Genomic DNA, 20,897 nt, shown 5'->3' with positions numbered 1-20,897 from the left:
CCTCGCTTGCTCAAAGGACAAATCTGGTTTACGAGACCGGACGGAATGGACGCTGTGCCGGTGTCGTGCAACTCCATCCGTTTTAAGGCGGTCTCCAGACTTTGGACGGCGATTTCGATCCCTTCAGGTCCGTAATCGAGTGGATAGATGAACGAAGCAAAACCGATCGCCCCAGTAGTCTTCATCATTTTCAACAGGCCAGATCTCACGGAATCGGTGTTCCAGGAGATTGCCAGGGCGCGCCCCAGCAAGCTTTTCATCATCGCCGACGGTCCGCGAGCAGACCGCGCCAACGAAGCCGAGAAATGTGCCAGGACGCGGCAGGTAGTCGAGAACATCGACTGGGACTGCGAGGTCTTCCGGAACTATTCAGACACAAACCTGGGTTGCCGCAAGCGGATTTCCTCTGGGCTGGACTGGGTATTCTCGCAGACCGATCGCGCGATCATCATTGAAGACGACTGCCTGCCTGATCCCAGCTTCTTCCCCTATTGCACCGAACTTCTGGAAAAATACGAGAATGACGAGCGCGTCGGCTCCATCAATGGCTCGAATTTCACGCATGATCGGGTAGCGGTCGAGGACAGCTATTTCTTCAGTCGGTACCCGCTCATCTGGGGCTGGGCCACCTGGCGCCGAGTCTGGCAAAACTATGACGTTTCGATATCCCACTGGGGAACCTTGCGGGATAACGGGTGGCTGAACACCGTCGCCTATCCCGACGAATTTGAACACTGGATCAAGGCGTTCAATCGGGTATTCGAGGGCGGGCTTGACGCTTGGGGCTATCAGTTCATCTTTTCGCAGTGGCTTCAAAGGCAGATCAGCATACAGCCGCAGCACAACCTTATCAGCAATCTGGGCTTCCGGGCAGACGCAACCCATACCCTGGATGCGAGCAATGTGGCCGAACTGCCCCGGCAGGGTGTGGAGTTTCCACTACGCCATCCGCAGGTGCCCGCAACGAACTTCCTCGCCGACGATATCTATATGCGCGAGCATTGCTATCGAAAGAAAAAGGAAAAGAAGCTAAAGCGCATCCTGCGAAAGATATTCCCCAAACGCTGACGGCAAAAATGTGCCAGCCAGATCGCCGTCGCTCTATCGCCCTCTGTCACTCAGCCTAACGGGATTTATGCATGCTCCCAGTATATTTAGGCGTTGGTATAATACAGCTCTCGCGCGGTATGATGTTGCCGGCAAGAGTCATATTCCCAATACGTAGGGCTCCGGGAACGGCAATCGCTTCGTTTTGGAAACTCCGGAGTTAAAGTTCGATGTCCAAACTGCGCCTCTCCCTTCGGGAAAAAGAAGCTGTCAGCACGTATTTTCGGCTCAACGAACTGAATCGGAAGATCGAGAAACATATCGATTACGACAACGGATTCTATGTCGAACTTGGCGCTAATATGCTTCAGAATATGGCGCGGGTAGGTTCATCGGAAACAGATATGGTTTTGGCATGAACCAAGAGTAACCTTACTAATGGCCATGCAGGAAGCGTGCTGATTTCCAGAAACTTCGGTCCAAAACGAACCTCTTAACCTTTGAATTTACGGAAGAATTGATGACGAATCTTCGGCCATTCATCCTAAGGAAAGCAACCAAGATTCTGCGCCGTATTGAACGAAAAGTTCAGTACCTGCAAGGAAAGGGGCCGAGAGCTGCATCTGTCGAGACAGAGCTCAAGAACGTCGCTCAATTTTTTCAAGAGAAAGACCCCACGCTCTGCATCGATGTCGGAGGCAACAAAGGGAAATACACAGAAGAAATAATCAAAAAATTTCCTCAAACATCAATTGTTATATTTGAGCCATCTCAGCACAACATCGAAATTCTTCACGATAAGTTTGGAAAAGAAAAGAATATACAAATAGAGCCGTATGCTCTCTCCAGCCAAGCCGGAGATTCCCAACTCTGGTATGACGAGGTCGGCTCCGGAATCGCCAGCCTGACGAAGCGGCGACTTGACCACTATTCGATCAACTTTGACCATTCGGAATCGGTCCAGGTTATTGCTTTTGAAAATTATTGGGCGAATGAACTGGAAAGAGCTACCATTGATTTCGTCAAGCTTGATATTGAAGGCGCCGAACTTGAAGCGCTTAAGGGTTTTGGAGAGGCAATAAATTTTGTAAGGGTGTTTCAGTTTGAATTTGGCGGCACCAATATTGACTCTCGCACTTTCTTTCAGGATTTTTTCTATTTTTTCGCAAAACACGACTTCAAATTATTCCGGATATCGCCTTTAGGGCCTGTTCCAATCCCAGAATATTCGGAATACGAGGAGGTTTTTCTTACAACGAACTATATTGCCGTTAAGAAGACGAACGGCTCCCTTACGAAATGATCCGTAACCTCGGCATGGCTTCATTGAAGCCACCTCGATATACGTCATATATCGAACGAGCAGAACAGCGGTGCGAGAAGCGTTGAAAACATAGACTACGCAAATTGCAACGGTCTACATGGAATGGCTTGAGAAACACAATGAAAAAACTCTTCAAAAAGAGACGGAGAATTACGCTCGGCAATATGAAAATTGGGCCTGGAAGCGATCTCGTCCTCCTTGGCAAAGCGAATGTCGCATGGCTGCGGGATATGCAAACTGCTGCCGGAGCCACCCTTCATCGTCTCGAGACACGCGACGACGGAGCGCTTGAGGCGGTTGCACGGGAGATTCGAGTTGACAACCTCAACCCGTCCGTCAATGACAGCGCGGATCAAATAAGCTCTGTCTTCACGACGCTGGATGAGTTTTGGAGTGGACGAGCCAAACAGATATCCCTCCTCGTTACGACAGCCGAGGTTGATACCTTAAGCATTCTGCGCCGCTCACCGCACCTCATCAGCCACGGTATAATCGATTACCTGTATTTCACGGAACAGACGGAGGAGGCGCGACTAGAAATTATCGCGTTTCTAACGCGGAAAGGATACTCAGTTTTCGGCATCAAGGGCGCCAAGGTTTACCAGCTTAAAAACAAAGGAACATCGAGATTCGCCAACTTCCTTGCCGTAAATGATAGGCTTACCGATCTGTTTCTTCGCAGGAAACCGAGCATAAATCTTTTTGTTGATGATATAAAGCGACATGGCATCGCTCTTCGTGGCGTCCTCCATATCGGAGCTCACTCGGGAGCCGAGCGTGAGAAATACAGGCAACTTAATATTTCACCGGTTGTCTTTGTGGAAGCCAATCCAACTTTAGCAAACTCATTGCGTCAGAAATTTTTGGAAGATACAGACGTAAAAGTTGTTGAGGCCGCCGCCTCCAGCTCTTCTGGGAGAGCGACTTTTAATGTGACCTCTATGGATCAATCAAGCTCTCTACTTGACTTAAAACGTCACGCAGAACTCTATCCGAGCATTGCGGTGGAGAAAAGCATTTCCGTAGAGACGAAAACCATAGATCAGATCGTTCGGGAGCTCGATATCGAAAGCGAGAGAATCAATCTCCTGGTAATGGACATCCAAGGGGCGGAGTTGCTCGCGCTTGAGGGCGCAACTAACCAATTGAATTATATAGACGCCATTCAGCTGGAGGTGAACTACTCGGAACTGTACAAAGGCTGCCCGTTAATTTATGACCTCGATCAGTTCCTTTACCACAAAGACTTCGTCCGGGTCCGGACATCAACACCATTTAGCCCCGAATGGGGTGATGCATTGTATGTGAAGCGCCCCAAGGTAACTTTTTCGAGACTAGGGAATCTAGGCAGGTTCGCAAACCAAGCCTTTCAGTACATGTTTCTGCATACATATGCAGAGGAGATGGGCTACCGCGGATTTAATCCCCCGTGGGCGGGCGACCAGATTTTTCATGTGAAGCCGGGCAGCATTCTTCCTGATTTGCCGTTCAGCAAAGCCCAAACCGATAGCGATGTGAGAAGCTGCAGCATCGCCAATTCAACTTCCACATTTCCAAGTACGGACTTTTCCGGATTTTTCCAGTATGAAATGCCCTATTATAAATGGAGAAAGGAAACGATATTAAAGGAGTTCGCGTTCAAGAATGAGTTCGAAGAAATAAGCAAAAAGATCAGAGTTTTTTTTGAATCTCAGGGGGGAGCGGTAGCCGCAATACATTTGCGAAGAGGCGACTATGGCTACGAATACTTCTTCTTGGCTCCTAACGAATGGTATATTCAATGGCTTAGAGAGCTTAAGCAAATCCATAAAGATTTGACTGTTTTCATTGCCACAGATGACTTGGATTCAATTTCTACGGATTTTGACGAGTTCAATGTCATCACAGCCAAGGATATACCCGGGATCGAAAAGTCGCAGTATGACTTCTTCGTCGACTTCGCTGCTATGGTAGAAGCGGACTTCCTGGCCATAGCCAACAGTTCTTTTTCATTTCTCGCCGCCTTGCTCAATGGAAATGCAAAGAGGTTTTCGCGACCCAGTCTAGCGGAGCGACGCCTGTTGGACTTTGAGCCTTGGAACTCCGAAGTGCTGTTGCGGGATCGGCTCGCGGAGCAGGAAGGTATTGAATTTCTGAACAAGGAGGTGAGAGCACGCCGGGAAAGGAAGCGATTTTCCAATAGAGCGAAACGGGCTGGATCTAAATTGCTGCGTCTATTCGGCAAAGGCCGATGATAAGAGGCTTATCATCCTCTACAGATGACAATAAGCAGATAGAAGACTGCCAAGTCATTCTACTATGAGATCCGGGACCGGACCTATCGGCGCGTTGGGCTGCAATTCGACTTCATTGAACAGGCTATGGCTGGCCCGCTTGCGCTACTTCAGAACCGTCATCGGATTGATACCGTAGCTTCCGGCTCGGTTCCGCGGCCGAAGCTTTCGATCGCTGTATTGCTGATCGGACTGTGGTTTTGGTACTGCCCTGACGTATCTGGCCCATAGTGTCTGGGCTTATCCAGCAAAGCAGGTCAAGTGGTATTTCTGCTGCAAAGCGACACGTCCACACCCCTTCAGGACGACATGTGGTCAGATAACCCACCCCGAATTGCAACTATCAGCCACCTTCCGCGTTGCGAGGCATCGGCTCGCATAGTGCGGGTCATCGGAACGGCATGCTGATGCGGCTTGGCGGAATTCTTGATCGCTGGAACGACCAATCCCTCGCCCGGCAGTTTCTGCTCGCGGGCGGGCTGGTCGCCTTCGCGGCGATGCTGCTGGTCGGTGCCTTCGTGACCAGCCTCATCGAGGCGGCGGTCACCCGCAATTCGGCGGCTTCCACCGCGCTTTATGTCGACAGCATCATCGCCCCGCTGCTTCCGGACATGAAGACCGACCAGACGCTCGACGACGTCACCACCCGCGCGCTCGACGAGACCTTCGGCCAGGGCGCGCTCGGCGGCCAGGTCATATCCTTCAAGCTCTGGCGCAGGGACGGCACGATTCTCTATGCGACGGACAAAAGCATGGTGGGACAGAAATTCGGGCCGAGCGAGGGTCTGAAAACCGCATTTTCCGGACAGATGGTGGCGCGGTTCGGACTTGCCGAAGACCCGGAAAGCAAGATCGAGCGCGCGACCGGCATGCCACTTCTCGAAATCTACAATCCCATCCTGCAGCCCTGGTCGGGAGAGGTCGTCGCGGTCTCGGAGTTCTACGAGGTCGCGGGCGATTTCGAGCGCAGCCTTTATCAGGCGCAGCTTCGAAGCTGGGCGGCGGTGGCCGGCGTCACGCTCGCCTTCTTCCTGATCCTTTCGGCGATCGTTTTCCGCGGCAGCCGCACGATCGACCATCAGCGACAGGCGCTGACGCAGCGGGTCGCTGAGCTCTCCGAGCTGCTTTCGCAAAACAAGGCTCTTCACGCGCGGGCGCAGCGGGCTTCGCGGCGCGCCACCGCCCTTAACGAGAGCTACCTGCGCCGGCTCGGCGCCGACCTGCATGACGGGCCGGCGCAGCTTGTGGCCTATGCGGCGCTGCGGGTCGACAGCCGGCTTCTGACCGATCCCGCAACGTCGCTGACCGCCCGCGAAGCGGAAGTCACCACGATCAAGGCGCGCCTCGACGAGGCGATGGACGAGATCCGCAGCATCTGCAGCGGCCTGGTTCTGCCGCAGATCGAAACTGCGGAGCTTACGGAGGTGTTGCAGCGCGCCGTCAATGCGCACCGGCAGCGCACGGGCGTCGATGTCGCGCTGTCGGTCTCAAGCGGGTCGCGGCCGCTATCGCCCTCGGCCAAGATCTGCATCTACCGGTTCGTGCAGGAAGCGCTCAACAACGGCTTCCGCCATGGCGGCGGCATAGACCAGAGCGTTCGCCAGAGTTTTGACAACGGCAACGTCATCGTCGAAGTTGCCGACCGGGGGCCGGGGTTCGATCCCCAACGCATACGCCCCGAAGGTCTCGGGCTCGCGGGGCTCAGGGAGCGGATCGAAAGCCTCGGCGGCACATTTGCGATCACCACATCGAAGGACGGAACCACGGTCAGAATGTCGCTGAACGTGCATGAAATGGAGCAGGCATGATGGCAGGAATAAAGATAGCGGTCGTCGACGACCATCCGTTGTTCCGCGAGGGAGTGACGCGCAGTTTCGGGGAAATCGAGGATTTCGAGATGGTCGGCGAAGGCGGCTCTCGGGACGACGCGCTGCGCATCGTGCGGGAATTGTGCCCGGACGTGATGCTGATGGACATTTCCATGCCCGGCAACGGTCTCGAGGCGATTGCCGAAGCGCTCGATTATTGCCCGGATCTTAAGATCGTCATGCTCACCGTTTCCGAGACGAGTGAAGACATCGCGACCGCGCTGAAGCTCGGCGCAAAAGGTTATGTTCTCAAAGGCGTCGGCTCGCGCGGCCTGGCAGACGTGGTCAGAACCGTGGCGTCCGGGGAAAGCTATGTTTCGCCTGCCCTTTCGGCGCGACTGATCGCCGGCCTGTCCGTCTCCAGCGAAGCCCCGCCAAAGCCCGATCTTTTGTCGGAACTGACCGACCGCGAACAGGAGGTCCTCAGCCTCGTGGCATCCGGACTGAGCAACAAGCGGGTGGCGCGGGAACTCGATCTTCATGAAAAGACCGTCAAGCATCACATGACCCGCATCCTGTCGAAGCTGAAGGTGACCAACCGGACGGAGGCAGCACTCGCTCTTCGCGATGCGACCGATCAACGCTCAGCGGCCGAACGACCGCAATCTTGAGGCATCCGAGGGGGTCGCGGTCCGGTTGACGATCGTGCGGGAACGCGAATCCCGCATTTCGTAACGCCCTTGGGAAATCCGCTCCGTCGCGCCGTTTTGATGGCGGACGGTGATCGAGGTTCCGCGAACTTCGACTTCGACGCCGGCCTTCGATGGAGTTGCCGGCCCCGGAGCCACCGGGGTTGCGGGCCGCGAGGGGGCGGAGGTTGCGCTGCGCGGCGTTGTGGTTGCGTCCGCCGGAGCCGATCCGGCTCCGGTACCGCTCGTGCCGCCGGCGCCGCCGGTGTCGGCTCCACCGCTGCCACCATTTCCGTTGCTGCCCCCGCCGCCGGCATTGTCACTACCGTTCCCGTTGCTGTTCCCTCCGGAGCCGCCGTTGCCATTCTCGCCGCCGTTTCCACCGTTGCTTCCGCCGCCTCCACCATTGCCATTGCCTTGCTGGGCAGCAACGACCGACAGAGTGAGGCACAGCAAGCCGTCCCCACCGGAGACAACCTTCAAAGGCAGTACGGTTGCAACAATTGCGGTGAGCGCTCCGCTCAAGAACAGCATTCTACGCGTCGGCATCTCTCGCTCCTGGGTGGCCCTCTCCTGCGTGCGGCATTTTTGCACTGTTTTGCAAGTCTAAACCGGACGCCCGCCCCGACGGCTCCGTTGCACTCTTGCCGGTCAAAGAGCCCGCCGACCGCGATACGGGCAGCCGGCGGGCAGGTTCTGCGCTGAAAAAGGACCGATGATCGCGCAGGAACCGGTCTGCATCTGTCAGACGGCAAGCGCTCCCAAAGTGGCCATGAAGACAAAAAGCCCTGCGACGGGGATCAATAGCCATCTGGCCTGGAAAACGCTGTTGTCCATGACGGAACCTCCTGAAAAACCTCCAGGATCAACGGCACCTTATCAGCGCAGTTCCTCTATTTCATCCCCCTTTGGACCTTTACCCCGCCATGTCAGACCAAAGGCCCAAAAACGATCGGGCCGAAGTCCCTGCCCCGCCGGACTGAAGCCCGAAGCCCGGAACGAGCTGTGGCAGCCAGAGTTCGACCTGTGAATGCGGCCCACCCAAGGGTTCGCAGGTGAACCAGAAAATGGAGGAAACATCATGAGACCACCAATGAAACACGCGCTCGCGATTGCGCTTCTGGCCGGATCGACGCTTTCGCTCGTGCCCGCGATCGCTCAAAGCCAGGCTCCTGCGGCCGGTCAGGACGGCGGCAATTCGGCCGCTCCGATCCTGCCACGCAAAATCGTGCCGGGTTCGGATGGTTCATCTGGCGCCAAGCAGGCTCAGCCGCAGCAGGATATGGGCACCGCGACACAACAGCCACAGGGTTCGGCCGGCGGCAGTGACAAAATGAGCGCCGAGGCCCAGGGCGGCGACCAGCAACGCCTGAAGCCGAAGGGCGATAGGGCGGCTCAGGAGAAAGGCGATACCACAAAGACACAGGCCAGCGACGCCCAGTCGCCCGCCACCGACAATACGGCACAGCAGAAACCTGCCGACCAGAGCGGCAGTTCAACGACCGCCAATTCGGGCTCGGGCTCCGGAACGGATGCCGGCAAGCCGGCAACCGAAGATACCGCCCGCCAGAACAGCGGCGCCCAGCAATCCGGTTCCGATCAGGCTGCCACCGACAGACCTTCGAACGAGACGACCGGCAGCATCAATATCTCGGCCGAACAGAGGACGCAGGTGCGCAATATCCTCGTCCAGAACAAGGTCGAGCCGGTCGATGTCGATATCAAAGTCGATGTCGGCGTCGCCGTTCCAACGACGGTGGAACTGCATCCGTTGCCGCCGCGCATCATCGAGATCGTGCCCGCCTATCGCGGCTACGAATATTTCGTGCTGGCGGATGGTCGGATCATCATCGTCGAGCCTTCGAGCCATAAGATCGTCTACATCCTGGTCGGCTGAGTGCTGAACGCAGGAGGAAACCATGAGTGACCGAGAACCGACAGTGATCCATACGGGCGGCAGCGGCGGCTGGGCCGTCGCTGCCGCCCTCTTGATCGCCGCCATTGCGGGCGGGCTCTTCCTCATCGAAGGGGGTTACCTCGGAAACCGCGACGTCGGCATCAACGTAACCCTGCCGAAGATCGAGGCGCCGGCGCCTGTCACGCGATAGACGGCCTCGATCGCATTCCAAGGGTGCGGTGCCAACCAACCGACCGCCCCATAACACCTAGCCTCCACAAACACTCACAAGGAGAACCATCATGAAGACCAAGATCCTCGTTCTTTCCGCCGCAATGCTGGGCGTCCTCGCCCCGGTCGCCTCGGCCCAACAGGGTACCGTCAATGGTGCGGCTGGCGGTGCTGTCACCGGTGCGATCATCGGAGGCCCGGTCGGTGCAGCCGTTGGCGGCGTCGCCGGCGCAGTTGCCGGGACCGCCATCGACCCGCCGCCGGAGCGCGTCGTTACCTATGTTGAAAAGGCCCCTGCCCCGGCATCGCCCGTCGTCATCAAGGAGAAGATCGTCGTCGGCAAGCCCATCCCGGAGACCGTCGTGCTGACCCCGGTTCCGGACAGCCCGAAATACGCCTATGCGGTGGTGAACGAACAGCGTGTGATCGTCGACCCACAGACCCGCACGGTCGTCCAGGTCGTCCACTAAATCCCAACCAGCGCCGACAACGGTTCGGGGAGAGACGGATTTCGTCTCTCCCCGAACTGCATCAAAAATTACCAGCCGGACAGCCTGCCATGCTCACTGCGTCGTGTCGTCGTCGCCCATGCCGTCGACGTCCGAAAGGCGCACGAATTCGACGCCGCGTCGTTTCAGGGCAATGAGCGCGCGGGCCACGCCCTCGCCGGCCGCATGGGTCGGTTGGTTGATATGCGCGAGGACGACATCGCCGTCCTTGGCGGCGGCGATGCGTTTTTCGGCGACTGCGGCACCGAGCAGGGAGCCACCGTCGCCGTTCAGCGAATACCCGGCGACCCGATATCCCATATCGCGGATCTGACGGATGGCGGACGGATCATATTTGGCGGTCGAGCCGCGGAACCAGTGTGGTGCGGAGAAGCCTGCCGCCAGCATGGCATCGGCGCCGCCCGACACTTCCTGGCGAACGGCTTCCGGCGACCCGGCGGCGGCGATGCCGTAGATCAGGACCGGCATATCGACCGCCGGCACATGGTTCTGGCCGTGGTTTTGCAATTCGAAGAGATCGAGATTGTTCAGAAAGATTGCGACCGACTGCGGGTTGCTTCTCAGCCAACGGGCGGTGACGAAAATGGTCGCGGGAATGCGTTCCCGCACCAGCGTCGATAATATGCGCTGGTCAGCCTGACCCATGCAGGCATCGAAGGTCAGCGCGACCCGGGGGCGAACGGCATTGCCCGAACGCGCGACATGCAGATGCGGCTCGACCAGTTTCGGAGCGGGTGCGGCACTTGCATAGCCGGGCCGGTTGACCGGCGGGCGGGCGGGCGGATTTTCAGCACCCGCCGCCAGAGGCAGTAACATCAGAAATGTGGAGAACAGGGCGCGTCGCATGGCATACCGATATCGAGGAGGCCTCTCTTTATCGCTAAAGCCTTAAAGACGCCATGCGACGGAATATCCGGGCAGCAAAAAAGGCCGGCGGGGGCCGGCCTTTTTCGCGGAAATATATTCGGCTTTAGCAGTTAGTGGCCTGGCCGTTGGTATTCGTGCCGGCCTGGCCCGAGGGAACCGATGCGGTGCCGGTCGGGTCAGGCGTGGTGGCAGAACCGCTGGTCTGAAGGTTCGGAGCGCAGTTGGTGCGCGTGTCCTTCGTGCCCGCTGCATTGCCCATGGCGCCGCCGGTCGTGCTGTTGGTGGCGTTGGGATCGATTTTCTTCTGGCCGTCGCTGCTATCGCTGGCCGACGTTCCGCTGGAACTTGCATTCCCCTGGCCGCTGGTCTGGGCAAGCGCGCCGCCGGCCGCCAGGCCGAGGGAAAGGATCGATACGGTAATAAGCTTGAAAGTCATGGAATTTCCTCCGTTGAACCACCGGCAGAACCGGCGGATTGGGTTTGTCCGTCCAAGGTCAAACCCAGAAAGGCCGAGGATGTTCCATGAATTCCCGTGTCGATCGGGACCCTAGAAGCGTGCCGATGCCAGCCTGCTCTGCAGCGACTTGAGGTCTTCGGCCTTGCGGGAAGCCAGGCCCTTCTCCCAGGAAATCGCGGTCTCGACGATGAGATCGAGATCGTCATGGCGCGGTTTCCAGTCAAGCAGCCGGCGCGCGAGCGTCGAATTGGCGACCACGCTTGCCGCATCGCCCGGCCGCCGCGGTCCGTAGCGGATTTCGAACTTGCGGCCGCCGACCCGCATCACTGCGTCCAGAACCTCCAGGACCGAATAACCGCGGCCATAGCCGCAATTGGCGATCAAGGGCTCGCCGCCACGACGCAGGTAGCTCAGGGCCTTCAGATGGGCGTCCACCAGATCCGTGACATGGATATAGTCGCGGATGCCGGTGCCGTCCGGTGTCGAATAATCGGTTCCGTAGACGTCGACCCCACGGCGTTTGCCGAGTTCGGCTTCGCAGGCGATCTTGATGAGATGGGTGGCACCTTCGGTCGACAGTCCCGTGCGGCCGAGGGGATCGGCGCCGGCGACGTTGAAATAACGCAGCGCGACGAAACGGAAATCATGCGCCGCTGCGGCATCGCGCAGCATCATCTCCGACATCAGCTTCGATTGACCATAGGGGTTCTTCGGATGCAGCTCGGCGTTCTCGAAGACGGGAGTGTCGTCTTTCTGATCTCCATAGACGGCAGCCGTCGAAGAGAAGACAAAATGGCGAATGCCGGCGGCGATCGCGGCCGCTGCAAGCAGCCTGGTATTGCCGGTATTGTTTTCGTAATAATCGAGCGGGTTGGCGACCGATTGCGGCACCACGATCGAGCCTGCGAAATGCAGGATCGCATCGATGTTGTTTTCCGCGAAGATCTGCGCGAGAACGGCGCGGTCGCCGACGTCACCCAGATAGAACCGCGCCTCGGCCGGCACGGCCCAGCGAAAACCGGTCGAGAGCCTGTCGAGAACGACAACTTCCTCGCCCGCGTCGAGCAAAGCCCAGGCCATGTGGCTGCCGATGTAACCTGCGCCGCCTGTCACCAGAACTGCCATGTCTATACTTCCCTGCTTTCTTATCGTTGGCAGGACAAAAACATGGGCAGTCTTCAACAATGCTTACCCGGCGCTGGTCACGCCGGGTTTATCTGGGCCCAAGGCAAATAGGCCCTTGAGCAAATCGCTCGAATTTTACCGAATGCGTCCCGGACCGGGTTAGAGACGCTTGATATAATCGGAGAGGCGGCCGGCGGCCTCTTCGATCTGCTTCGGATCGCGCAGGAAACAGGCGCGCAGGAAAAGCTCGCCGCCCTTGCCGAAAGCCGATCCCGGCGCCAGCGCCACGCCGATCTTGTCGACGATATCGAGCGCGGCTCTGCGGCTGTCGGTGATGCCGTCGACCTTGACGAAGGCGTAAAGCGCACCATCCGGTTTCAGGGTCTCGACCCGGTTGGTGGCAATCAGCGCGTCGCAGAGGATATCGCGCGCCTGGGTGGCCCGGGCGATATTCGCATTCACGAAATCGTCCCCCTGGTTGAGCGCGACGACCGCACCGCGCTGCAGGAACTGGGCTACGCCGGAATTCGAATACTGCACCAGGTTTTCGATGACCTGTCCCATTTCCGGCGGCGCGACGATCCAGCCGACCCGCCAGCCGGTCATCGACCAGTTCTTGGAGAAGGAATTGGCGAAGATGATGCGGTCGCCCTCCTCCATGATATCGAGGAAGGACGGAGCGCGGGCAGTGCCGCCGTAATAATACCGGGCATAGATCTCGTCGGCGATGATCCAGATGCCGTGCTTGCGGGCAAGCGCCAGGATGTTCTTCAGATCTTCGAGGGTCGCGGTCCAGCCGGTCGGGTTGGCCGGGGTGTTGATGAACAGGCCCCTGGTCTTCGGCGTGATCTTGCCTTCCAGCTTGGCGAGATCGAGCGACCAGCGGCCGCCGACGAAATCGAGCGGCAGGCCGACCGAATGGGCGCCGGAAATCTCGATCGCCGAGATGATGTTCGGCCAGGTCGGCGACAGGTAGATCAGCTCGTCACCCGGCGAGGTCACGGCCTGCACCGCCAGCATGATCGCATGCATGCCGGATCCGGTGACGTAAAAATGCTCGACCGGCAGCGAGACGGAGAAATGCCGCGCGTAATAGTCGGACAGCGCCTGGCGCAGTTCGGGGATGCCGCGCTGCCAGGTGTAGAAGGTCTCGCCGCCCAGAAGCGCCTCGGTTGCGGCGCGGTTGATGAAATCCGGGCTCGGCAGGTCGCCTTCACCAGCCCAGAGCGGGATCAATCCCGCCCGCCCGCGGGCGTAAGTGATGACCTCGACGATGCCGCTTTCGGGCGCCGCGACGGCGCGGGGGCTGAGACTGGAGATGATCGACATGGGATTCCCTTGAGGCTGTTTCCCACTTCTTTAGCGCAGGAAACCCAAGGAATCCCATGATAATCCGTGACGCGGGGATCGATTCCGATGATGAATCGTCGTCGCGTGATCAAAAGATCACTTTGCCTTCAGAATGTCCCGGATTTCGCTGAGCAGCTGGATATCGGCCGGCGGCGGGGCGGGCGTTTCGTCGGCCGACTTCTTTTCATCGGCGAGGCGCATCTTGTTCACGGCCTTCACCATCAGGAAGATGATGAAGGCGAGAATCACGAAATTGATGAGAACGGTGATGAAATTGCCGTATGCAAAGACCGCTCCCTGTTCGCGGGCAGCGGCGAGCGACGGCGCTGTGACCGCGCTCGACAGCGGCAGGAAGTAATTCGAGAAATCGAAGCCGCCGCCAGTAATCGCGCCGACGATCGGCATCACGATGTCATCGACCAGCGATTTTACGATGCCCGTGAAAGCGGCGCCGATGATGATACCGACCGCGAGGTCGATGACATTGCCCTTGGCAATAAAGGAACGGAATTCGCTGATCATTGACATGGCCAATTTTCCCCCATGGCGTTTCAGATTTGAGTGATACCCAACATAGCGCTTTCGGCGCGCCTGAAAAGATGACGTTCGCCAACCCCTTAAACGCGACCGTCTATTGGACTTTTTGCCGAGAGGCCGCCTGATTTCCAAGCGGGTGCTTTTCCCCTAATGTTCGAGCTTCAAAAGCCTTTTGCGGAGGAGCAATGCTTCCGGGCTGGATCATTTTCGTTTCGGCTTTCGCCTACGTCCTGCTGCTGTTTGCAGTGGCGAGTTATGGCGACCGGCGGAGCCGTGTCTTCGGCGTGCCCAAGAACGGAAGGCCGATCGTCTATGCGCTGAGCCTTGCGATCTACTGCACCTCCTGGACCTATTTCGGCGGCGTCGGGCTCGCCTCGCAGAAGGGGCTGGAATTCACCGGCATCTATATCGGCCCGATCCTCGCATTCACGCTCGGCATGCCGATCATCCGGCGCATCGTCGAGCTCGCCAAGGCCGAGAAGCTGACCTCGGTCGCCGATTTCATCGCCGCTCGCTACGGCAAGAATTCCACCGTGGCGATGATCGTCGCGATCATCGCGCTGGTCGGCGCCGTCCCCTATATCGCGCTGCAGCTGAAAGCGGTGTCGAGTTCGGTCGCCGCCATGGTCAATCCGTCGGATTACGGCATCGGCAGCGGCAATCTCTATTTCATCGATCTGGCGCTGATCGTCACGCTGATGATGGCCTGTTTCGCAGTCATCTTCGGCACCCGCCACACGGATGCGACGGAGCACCAGGACGGGCTGATTCTCGCGGTGGCGATGGAATCGGTGGTCAAGCTGCTCGCCTTTGCGACGGTCGGCTTTTCGGTCTTCTTCATCCTGTTCGACGGGCCGGCCGACCTGCTCGCCAAGGCATCCGAAAACATGCTCGTCGGTTCGGCGCTCGCCTATGAGACGCCGATCAGCCGCTGGCTGGTCCTGATCGGGCTGTCGGCGTTCGCGATCATCATGCTGCCGCGGCAGTTCCACGTGACCGTGGTCGAGAACCGGACCACCAAGGAGCGCAGGGTGGCCGGCGCGCTTTTGCCGCTCTACCTCATCGCCATCAATATCTTCGTGCTGCCGGTCGCGATGGCCGGGCTGATCACCTTCGGCGGCACCGGCGACGCCGACCTCTACGTGCTGACGCTGCCGCTCGCCGGCGAGCTGAAGGTGGTTTCGCTGATTGCCTTCATCGGCGGCTTTTCCGCCGCAACAGCGATGGTCATCGTTGAATCGGTGGCGCTCTCGATCATGGTGTCGAACGACATCATCATCCCGATCTTCCTCAGGCAGCGGCTGATGGCGGCACGCTCCGGCCAGCGCACGGACTTTACGCGCACGCTGCTGCACATCCGCCGCGTCGCGATCTTCGGCGTCCTGATCCTCGGCTATGCCTATTACCGCATGGCCGACAGCCAGTCCGGCCTCGCCTCGATCGGCCTGCTGGCCTTCGCGGCGATCGCGCAGGTGGCGCCCGCCCTCCTCGGCGGCCTCGTCTGGCGCCGGGCCAACGCCCGTGGCGCCATCCTCGGCATGTCCTTCGGCTTCCTCGCCTGGGCGTACCTGCTGTTCGTGCCGAGCCTGGGCGGTCCGGACAATTCCCACGTTGCCACCGCCGTCCTCAATTTCCTGTTCCCCGGCACCGGCATATTCTCCGGACCGCTGACGGACCCGCTGGTCAACGCGACGATCTTCAGCCTGACGCTCAACATGCTCGCCTTCGTGCTCGGTTCGCTGTCGCGCAATCCGCGTCCGGTCGAGCGGATCCAGGCGGGCATCTTCGTCAAAAGGCACCTGCGGTCGCAATTTGCCACGCGCGGCTGGAAGACCCGGGTCGGCGTCGGCGACCTGAAGACGGCGATTGCCCGTTATCTCGGCGAGGAGCGCATGCAGCGCTCCTTCTCGAATTACGAGAGGACCGCCGGCCGCACGTTCAGCGACGACCAGCCCGCCGACATGGCGATGATCCATTTCTCCGAACAACTGCTCGGCAGCGCCATCGGCTCGTCCTCCGCCCGGCTTGTCCTGTCGCTGATCCTGCAGAAGGCGGAGGACACCAATTCCGATACCGCCTGGCTGCTCGACCAGGCAAGCGAGGCGCTGCAATATAACCAGGACATGCTGCAGACGGCATTGTCGCAGATGGACCAGGGCATCGCCGTCTTCGACAGTTCCGAGCGCCTGACCATCTGGAACCGGCGCTTCCGCAACCTGCTCGACCTGCCGGAACAGGTCGGCCAAGTCGGCTTTCCGCTTGCCGACATGGTCGCCATCCTTTCGGAACGGGGCGATATCGCAGCAGTCGACCAGGCGGAGGTGATCCGCCAGTTCCAGACGCTCGACGCGCCCTTCTCCCTGGTTCTCAACGGCGGCGAGCGGATCATCGAAGTGCGCTCCAATGCCATGCCGGACAAGGGCATCGTCGCGACCTTCACCGACATTTCCGAGCGCGTCGCCGCCGACCAGGCCCTGAAGCAGGCGAACGAGACGCTGGAACAGCGGGTCGGCGAGCGCACCGCCGAACTCACGCGCGTCAACAAGGAGCTTGCTGAGGCGCAGGCCTCCGCCGACGAGGCCAATATCGGCAAGACCCGGTTCTTCGCCGCCGCCGGTCACGACATCCTGCAGCCGCTCAATGCCGCCCGGCTTTATTCCTCGGCGCTGGTCGAGCGGCTCGGTGCGTCCGACAACAACGGCTCACTGGTCCGCAACATTGATTCGGCGCTGGAATCGGTCGAGGCGATCCTCGGCGCCGTTCTCGACATCTCCAGGCTCGATACGGGGGCCATGAAGCCGCGTTTCACCACCGTGCCGCTCGAGGACCTCTTGAAGCGCATCGAGACCGACTATGCCCCGATGGCGCGCGAAAAAGACCTGGAATTCGTGGTCATGCCGACCTCGCTGAAGGTGCGCTCGGACGCCAACCTGCTGCGGCGGCTGGTGCAGAACCTCGTCTCCAACGCGATCAAATATACGATCGACGGCAAGGTGCTGATCGGCGCGCGCCGGCGGGGCGACCAGGTGGTCATAGAAGTGCTCGATTCCGGCATCGGCATTCCAGCGTCGAAATTTCGCACGGTGTTCAGGGAATTCGCCCGGCTGGACGAGGGTGCGAAGACCGCCACAGGCCTCGGGCTCGGACTTTCGATCGTCGATCGCATTTCGCGGGTGCTCAACCATCCGGTCCAGCTCGCCTCGACGCCCGGCCGCGGCACGACCTTCCGGGTGCAGGTTCCCCTGGACCTCACCGCATCGCAGACAATCCGCGCCGCCGACCAGGCCGAGCGCCGCAAGCGCTCGCAGTCGCTGAACGGTCTCAGGGTGCTCTGCATCGACAACGAGCCGCGGATCCTCGAGGGGATGGCGCTTTTGATCACCGGCTGGGGCTGCACGGTCGGCCAGGCGGATTCGCTCGCCGCCCTCGACGAGATCGTCGATCGCCGCGAACCGCCGCCGGAAATCATCATCGCCGACTATCATCTCGACGATGGCAACGGCATCGACGCCGTTCTCAAGCTCCGCCAGAAATACCAGGCGGACATCCCGGCACTGATCATTACCGCCGACCGCACGCCGGAAGTGCGCGCCGAAGCGGAGCGGCACGACATCGGCGTCCAGCACAAGCCGGTGAAGCCCGCCGCCATGCGGGCCTACCTCACACAGGTTGCAGGCCTCAAACGCGTCGCGGCCGAATAGTGTGAACCTCACCCAACCTGGCGTTCATCGCAAAGTCATCACGGACAGTTTACGGTAGATCAGGTCTAAACGCTCATATTGGGCTGGAACTGTCCGGCTTTTTGCCGCGTTTAGCCGCGTACATCCTGGCCCGCAGAGGCCTTACGGACCGAAGAGCGAAAGCTATCGGAACCGGCAGAGACGGAGACCGCGACCGATGAAACGCTTTGATATTATTGACGGCATGCGAGGATATTTCCTCGTTTTCATGGTGCTCAACCACCTGATCTTTGCCGGCGGCTATTTCCTGGTCAAGATCAACCACAATCAGCTCGCCTTCGTGGAAGACGCCCAGGGCTTCGTTTTCCTGTCCGGCCTGCTGATCGGCATGGTCTATGCAAAAAAGATGCTGAAAAACGGCTATGCGGCCGGTCGCGCGGCGATCTACAACCGAGCGTTCGAGCTTTATCGTTATGCGATGGGCATCGTGCTGGTTGTGCTGGCCGCACAGATGCTTTTGCCCGGCGCCTATTCGATCTGGTTCAACTGGCTGGGCTACACGACCTTCGACGACCCGCTGCGCCTCGCCGCGATCGCCACGTTCCTGTACCAGCCGACCTTCATGGACATCCTGCCGCAGTATATCGTCTACATGCTGTTTGCCCCGATGCTGGTCAAGCTGGTGATCGAGGACAAGTGGCACTATGTCGTGGCAGGTTCGGTCATCCTGTGGATGGCGGCCCAGCTCGGCCTGCAGCAGATCGCCACGACGCCGCTCAACGATCTGGTCATGGGCGCGGACGACCAGGGTATTCGCGTATCGTTCAACCTGCTCGGCTGGCAGGTCGTCTTCTACTCGGGCCTGGTGCTCGGCGCCCTGACCTCGGCCGGCAAGATCAAGTGGAGCAATATCCTGTCGCCGGACAACACCTTCATCCCGAAGGTGGCGCTGCTGATGGTTCTCTTCTTCCTGCCGCTGCGCCTGATCACCGCGCACGAACTGATGCCGCCGCACATGATCGGCAAATTCGCCTCGATGGAAATCCGCGCCGATTTCGGCCCGGTCTACCTCCTGAACTTCGCCGCCGTCGCGATGCTGGTCACCTGGCTGATCGTCGCGGGCCCGAAGCACAGGGACGAGTGGGTGCGCCGCATCGCCGGTGCGATCACCTGGGTGTTCTCGATCAAGTACCTGCAGCTGCTCGGCCGCCACTCGCTCTATGTCTATGTGTGGCACGTCGCGATCGTCTACTTCGTCTATTATTTCGACGGACGGACGCCGGAGCTCAACGAGTTCACCAAGACCGCGATTGCGCTGGTCTCGATCGCGCTGCTGTCGCTGCCGGCCCTGTGGCGCGAACGCGACAAGCTGTTCGGCACGGTGGAACCGGCGCCGGTCAAGGTGCAGCAGCCGGTCAAGCCCGGCGCGCCGCAGCAGATGGTCATTCGGTAAGGCGATATAGATTAGGGCAGTGGCTCACGCTACTGCCCTTTAAGTTTCAACACGTCGCATTCCCCGTCGTCATCCTCGGCTTGACCCGATGACGGAGAGGGGGCATTTTCACGTGACTGCCCCGACCTGCCACGGCACGAACTCGTTGTCGCCGTAGTCGTAGATCTCGCTCAGCGTCTTCTTGCCCGAGGCGACCGCGATCACGTCCTCGAAAATCCGCAATCCGGCCTGTTCGATCGTCTCCTCGCCGGTGACGATGCCGCCGCAGTTCAGGTCCATGTCTTCCTTCATGTGCTCGTACATTTCGGAATTGGTGGCGATCTTGATGCAGGGCGACGGCTTGAAGCCCGAAACCGAACCGCGGCCGGTGGTGAAACAGATGACATTGCAGCCGCCTGCCACCTGGCCGGTCACCGCGACCGGATCGTAGCCGGGCGTATCCATGAACACGAAACCCGGTTCGGTGACGGTCTCGGCGAACTCATAAACCGCCTTCAAAGGCATCGAGCCGCCCTTAGCGACCGCGCCGAGCGACTTTTCCAGAATGGTGGTCAGGCCACCGAGCTTGTTGCCGTGGGACGGGTTGTTGTTGAGCTCGTCGCCGTTGCGGGCGGTATAGTCCCGCCACCAGTCGATCCGCTGCAGAAGTTTTTGGGCCACGTCGGGGGTGACCGCACGTCGGGTCAGCAGATGTTCGGCGCCGTAAATCTCCGGCGTTTCCGAGAGAACCGTGGTGCCGCCGTTGCGGACGATCAGGTCCGAGGCATAACCCAGCGCCGGATTGGCGGAAATGCCGGAATAACCGTCCGAACCACCGCATTCGAGCGCCAGCTTCAGTTTCGAGAGCGGCTGCGGAGTGCGCGTCGCAGCGTTCACGCCCGGCAGCATTTCCTTGATGATCGCGATTGCCGCGTCGATGGTCTTTTTCGTGCCGCCATGCTGCTGGATGTTCATGGTCCGCAGCCGGTCGCCCTCTTCCATGCGGTAATGTTCGAGGATCGGGGCGATCTGGTTGGTCTCGCAACCGAGGCCGATCATCAGGATGCCGCCGAAATTCGGGTGCCGGGCATACCCCTGGATGGTGCGGATCAGCAGCCTGTACCCTTCCGACTTGGTGTTGAGCGCACAGCCGCCGCCATGGGTGAGCGCCACGACGCCATCGATATTGTCGAAACCGTCCAATCCGCCCAGGCGGTTGAAATAGTCGGCGATGTAGCGCGATACCGTGGCGGAACAGTTCACCGACGAGATGACGCCGATATAGTTGCGGGTGCCGGCGCCGCCGAGGCCACGGTCGTAGCCCATGAAGGTGCGTCGCTCGGCTTCCGGCAGCATGCCTTTTTCCTCGATATCGACGCTGAACTGATGTTCGTGCTCCGAGGGCAGCATGGCGAGGTTATGCAGGTGCACATGGCTGCCGGGGGCAATGTCCTGCGTTGCGACGCCGATCACCTGGCCGTATTTCTTCACCTCGCCGCCATTCGGTATAGCCCTGATCGCCACCTTGTGGCCGCGGCCGATCAGTTCGCGGGCCGCAAGATCGCCGAAACCGGTCGGCGCGCCAGCCTGCATCGATCGCCGTGCGACGCCGACGTCGTCGATCGGGTTCAAGATGATGATGGGTGAAGCAGCAAAATCCATTTTTTAATT

General features: G+C 59.5%; 18 protein-coding genes. 11 read left to right on the top strand and 7 right to left on the bottom strand.

What is annotated here, in order from left to right:
* Positions 1–147 precede the first annotated feature (147 nt).
* The 6 genes from ABCW43_RS26885 (at position 148) to ABCW43_RS26860 (ending at position 7,123) form a co-directional block, all read left to right on the top strand.
* On the top strand, positions 148–1,068 hold the full coding sequence (locus tag ABCW43_RS26885; protein ID WP_345930214.1) for a glycosyltransferase family protein: 921 nt from the start codon (positions 148–150) through the stop codon (positions 1,066–1,068).
* Positions 1,069–1,277: 209 nt separating this feature from the next.
* Positions 1,278–1,466: a hypothetical protein gene (locus ABCW43_RS26880; protein WP_345930212.1), complete on the top strand. Its 189-nt coding sequence runs from the start codon at positions 1,278–1,280 to the stop codon at positions 1,464–1,466.
* Positions 1,467–1,567: 101 nt separating this feature from the next.
* Positions 1,568–2,350: an FkbM family methyltransferase gene (locus ABCW43_RS26875; protein ID WP_345930210.1), complete on the top strand. Its 783-nt coding sequence runs from the start codon at positions 1,568–1,570 to the stop codon at positions 2,348–2,350.
* Positions 2,351–2,490: 140 nt separating this feature from the next.
* The gene (locus ABCW43_RS26870; RefSeq protein WP_345930209.1) at positions 2,491–4,605 is read left to right on the top strand and encodes an FkbM family methyltransferase; all 2,115 of its coding nucleotides are present in this window, start codon (positions 2,491–2,493) and stop codon (positions 4,603–4,605) included.
* A 440-nt stretch (positions 4,606–5,045) separates the two neighbouring features.
* On the top strand, positions 5,046–6,452 hold the full coding sequence (locus ABCW43_RS26865; protein WP_345930207.1) for a sensor histidine kinase: 1,407 nt from the start codon (positions 5,046–5,048) through the stop codon (positions 6,450–6,452).
* Positions 6,449–7,123 carry a response regulator gene (locus tag ABCW43_RS26860; protein ID WP_345930204.1) on the top strand — a complete coding sequence of 225 codons (675 nt, stop codon included), beginning with the start codon at positions 6,449–6,451 and terminating at the stop codon, positions 7,121–7,123. The genes ABCW43_RS26865 and ABCW43_RS26860 overlap by 4 nt, the downstream gene beginning before the upstream one ends.
* Here ABCW43_RS26860 and ABCW43_RS26855 read toward each other — a convergent pair.
* Positions 7,097–7,690 (bottom strand): hypothetical protein, encoded by a 594-nt coding sequence (locus ABCW43_RS26855; protein WP_345930203.1) that lies wholly within the window; start codon positions 7,688–7,690, stop codon positions 7,097–7,099. The two genes, ABCW43_RS26860 and ABCW43_RS26855, sit on opposite strands and share 27 nt — an antisense overlap.
* A gap of 532 nt (positions 7,691–8,222) precedes the next feature.
* Between ABCW43_RS26855 and ABCW43_RS26850 the strand changes: the two genes are divergently transcribed.
* From ABCW43_RS26850 to ABCW43_RS26840, 3 genes are all read left to right on the top strand, one after another.
* Positions 8,223–9,038, top strand: coding sequence for a DUF1236 domain-containing protein (locus ABCW43_RS26850; protein WP_345930201.1), 816 nt, complete (start codon positions 8,223–8,225; stop codon positions 9,036–9,038).
* Between the two features lie 22 nt (positions 9,039–9,060).
* Complete coding sequence (locus ABCW43_RS26845) at positions 9,061–9,249, top strand: hypothetical protein (protein ID WP_345930199.1); 189 nt, start codon at positions 9,061–9,063, stop codon at positions 9,247–9,249.
* A 91-nt stretch (positions 9,250–9,340) separates the two neighbouring features.
* Positions 9,341–9,739, top strand: a complete 399-nt coding sequence (locus tag ABCW43_RS26840; RefSeq protein WP_345930197.1) for a DUF1236 domain-containing protein — start codon at positions 9,341–9,343, stop codon at positions 9,737–9,739.
* 93 nt (positions 9,740–9,832) lie between these two features.
* Here the strand turns inward: ABCW43_RS26840 and ABCW43_RS26835 are convergent, their stop codons facing one another.
* The 5 genes from ABCW43_RS26835 to mscL form a co-directional block, all read right to left on the bottom strand.
* Positions 9,833–10,624, bottom strand: a complete 792-nt coding sequence (locus tag ABCW43_RS26835; RefSeq protein ID WP_345930195.1) for a polysaccharide deacetylase family protein — start codon at positions 10,622–10,624, stop codon at positions 9,833–9,835.
* Between the two features lie 124 nt (positions 10,625–10,748).
* Entirely contained in the window at positions 10,749–11,081 is a 333-nt protein-coding gene (locus ABCW43_RS26830; RefSeq protein WP_345930193.1) for a hypothetical protein, read from the bottom strand.
* 111 nt (positions 11,082–11,192) lie between these two features.
* Positions 11,193–12,227 carry a UDP-glucose 4-epimerase GalE gene (galE, locus tag ABCW43_RS26825; RefSeq protein ID WP_345930191.1) on the bottom strand — a complete coding sequence of 345 codons (1,035 nt, stop codon included), beginning with the start codon at positions 12,225–12,227 and terminating at the stop codon, positions 11,193–11,195.
* A gap of 159 nt (positions 12,228–12,386) precedes the next feature.
* Positions 12,387–13,556, bottom strand: coding sequence for a pyridoxal phosphate-dependent aminotransferase (locus tag ABCW43_RS26820; protein ID WP_345930189.1), 1,170 nt, complete (start codon positions 13,554–13,556; stop codon positions 12,387–12,389).
* A gap of 117 nt (positions 13,557–13,673) precedes the next feature.
* Complete coding sequence (gene mscL, locus ABCW43_RS26815) at positions 13,674–14,099, bottom strand: large conductance mechanosensitive channel protein MscL (protein WP_345930300.1); 426 nt, start codon at positions 14,097–14,099, stop codon at positions 13,674–13,676.
* 200 nt (positions 14,100–14,299) lie between these two features.
* On the opposite strand from mscL, the gene ABCW43_RS26810 reads away from it, so the two are divergent.
* The gene (locus ABCW43_RS26810) at positions 14,300–17,815 is read left to right on the top strand and encodes a hybrid sensor histidine kinase/response regulator (protein ID WP_345930187.1); all 3,516 of its coding nucleotides are present in this window, start codon (positions 14,300–14,302) and stop codon (positions 17,813–17,815) included.
* 196 nt (positions 17,816–18,011) lie between these two features.
* Positions 18,012–19,247 carry an OpgC family protein gene (locus tag ABCW43_RS26805; protein ID WP_345930185.1) on the top strand — a complete coding sequence of 412 codons (1,236 nt, stop codon included), beginning with the start codon at positions 18,012–18,014 and terminating at the stop codon, positions 19,245–19,247.
* 108 nt (positions 19,248–19,355) lie between these two features.
* Here the strand turns inward: ABCW43_RS26805 and ABCW43_RS26800 are convergent, their stop codons facing one another.
* The gene (locus ABCW43_RS26800; protein ID WP_345930183.1) at positions 19,356–20,888 is read right to left on the bottom strand and encodes a D-arabinonate dehydratase; all 1,533 of its coding nucleotides are present in this window, start codon (positions 20,886–20,888) and stop codon (positions 19,356–19,358) included.
* Between the last annotated feature and the right edge of the window lie 9 nt (positions 20,889–20,897).

The sequence above is a fragment of the Neorhizobium tunisiense genome (genome assembly GCF_039631515.1).
Lineage (GTDB): Bacteria > Pseudomonadota > Alphaproteobacteria > Rhizobiales > Rhizobiaceae > Neorhizobium.
The sequence above is the reverse complement of the archived record's forward strand: the minus strand, read 5'-3'. Positions and strand labels throughout refer to the sequence as shown.

Coding starts and splice junctions, on each gene's coding strand:
- ABCW43_RS26885 (WP_345930214.1), top strand. CDS start 148: ATGAACGAAGCAAAACCGATCGCCCCAGTAGTCTTCATCATTTTCAAC.
- ABCW43_RS26880 (WP_345930212.1), top strand. CDS start 1,278: ATGTCCAAACTGCGCCTCTCCCTTCGGGAAAAAGAAGCTGTCAGCACG.
- ABCW43_RS26875 (WP_345930210.1), top strand. CDS start 1,568: ATGACGAATCTTCGGCCATTCATCCTAAGGAAAGCAACCAAGATTCTG.
- ABCW43_RS26870 (WP_345930209.1), top strand. CDS start 2,491: ATGAAAAAACTCTTCAAAAAGAGACGGAGAATTACGCTCGGCAATATG.
- ABCW43_RS26865 (WP_345930207.1), top strand. CDS start 5,046: ATGCTGATGCGGCTTGGCGGAATTCTTGATCGCTGGAACGACCAATCC.
- ABCW43_RS26860 (WP_345930204.1), top strand. CDS start 6,449: ATGATGGCAGGAATAAAGATAGCGGTCGTCGACGACCATCCGTTGTTC.
- ABCW43_RS26855 (WP_345930203.1), bottom strand. CDS start 7,690: ATGCCGACGCGTAGAATGCTGTTCTTGAGCGGAGCGCTCACCGCAATT.
- ABCW43_RS26850 (WP_345930201.1), top strand. CDS start 8,223: ATGAGACCACCAATGAAACACGCGCTCGCGATTGCGCTTCTGGCCGGA.
- ABCW43_RS26845 (WP_345930199.1), top strand. CDS start 9,061: ATGAGTGACCGAGAACCGACAGTGATCCATACGGGCGGCAGCGGCGGC.
- ABCW43_RS26840 (WP_345930197.1), top strand. CDS start 9,341: ATGAAGACCAAGATCCTCGTTCTTTCCGCCGCAATGCTGGGCGTCCTC.
- ABCW43_RS26835 (WP_345930195.1), bottom strand. CDS start 10,624: ATGCGACGCGCCCTGTTCTCCACATTTCTGATGTTACTGCCTCTGGCG.
- ABCW43_RS26830 (WP_345930193.1), bottom strand. CDS start 11,081: ATGACTTTCAAGCTTATTACCGTATCGATCCTTTCCCTCGGCCTGGCG.
- galE (WP_345930191.1), bottom strand. CDS start 12,227: ATGGCAGTTCTGGTGACAGGCGGCGCAGGTTACATCGGCAGCCACATG.
- ABCW43_RS26820 (WP_345930189.1), bottom strand. CDS start 13,556: ATGTCGATCATCTCCAGTCTCAGCCCCCGCGCCGTCGCGGCGCCCGAA.
- mscL (WP_345930300.1), bottom strand. CDS start 14,099: ATGATCAGCGAATTCCGTTCCTTTATTGCCAAGGGCAATGTCATCGAC.
- ABCW43_RS26810 (WP_345930187.1), top strand. CDS start 14,300: ATGCTTCCGGGCTGGATCATTTTCGTTTCGGCTTTCGCCTACGTCCTG.
- ABCW43_RS26805 (WP_345930185.1), top strand. CDS start 18,012: ATGAAACGCTTTGATATTATTGACGGCATGCGAGGATATTTCCTCGTT.
- ABCW43_RS26800 (WP_345930183.1), bottom strand. CDS start 20,888: ATGGATTTTGCTGCTTCACCCATCATCATCTTGAACCCGATCGACGAC.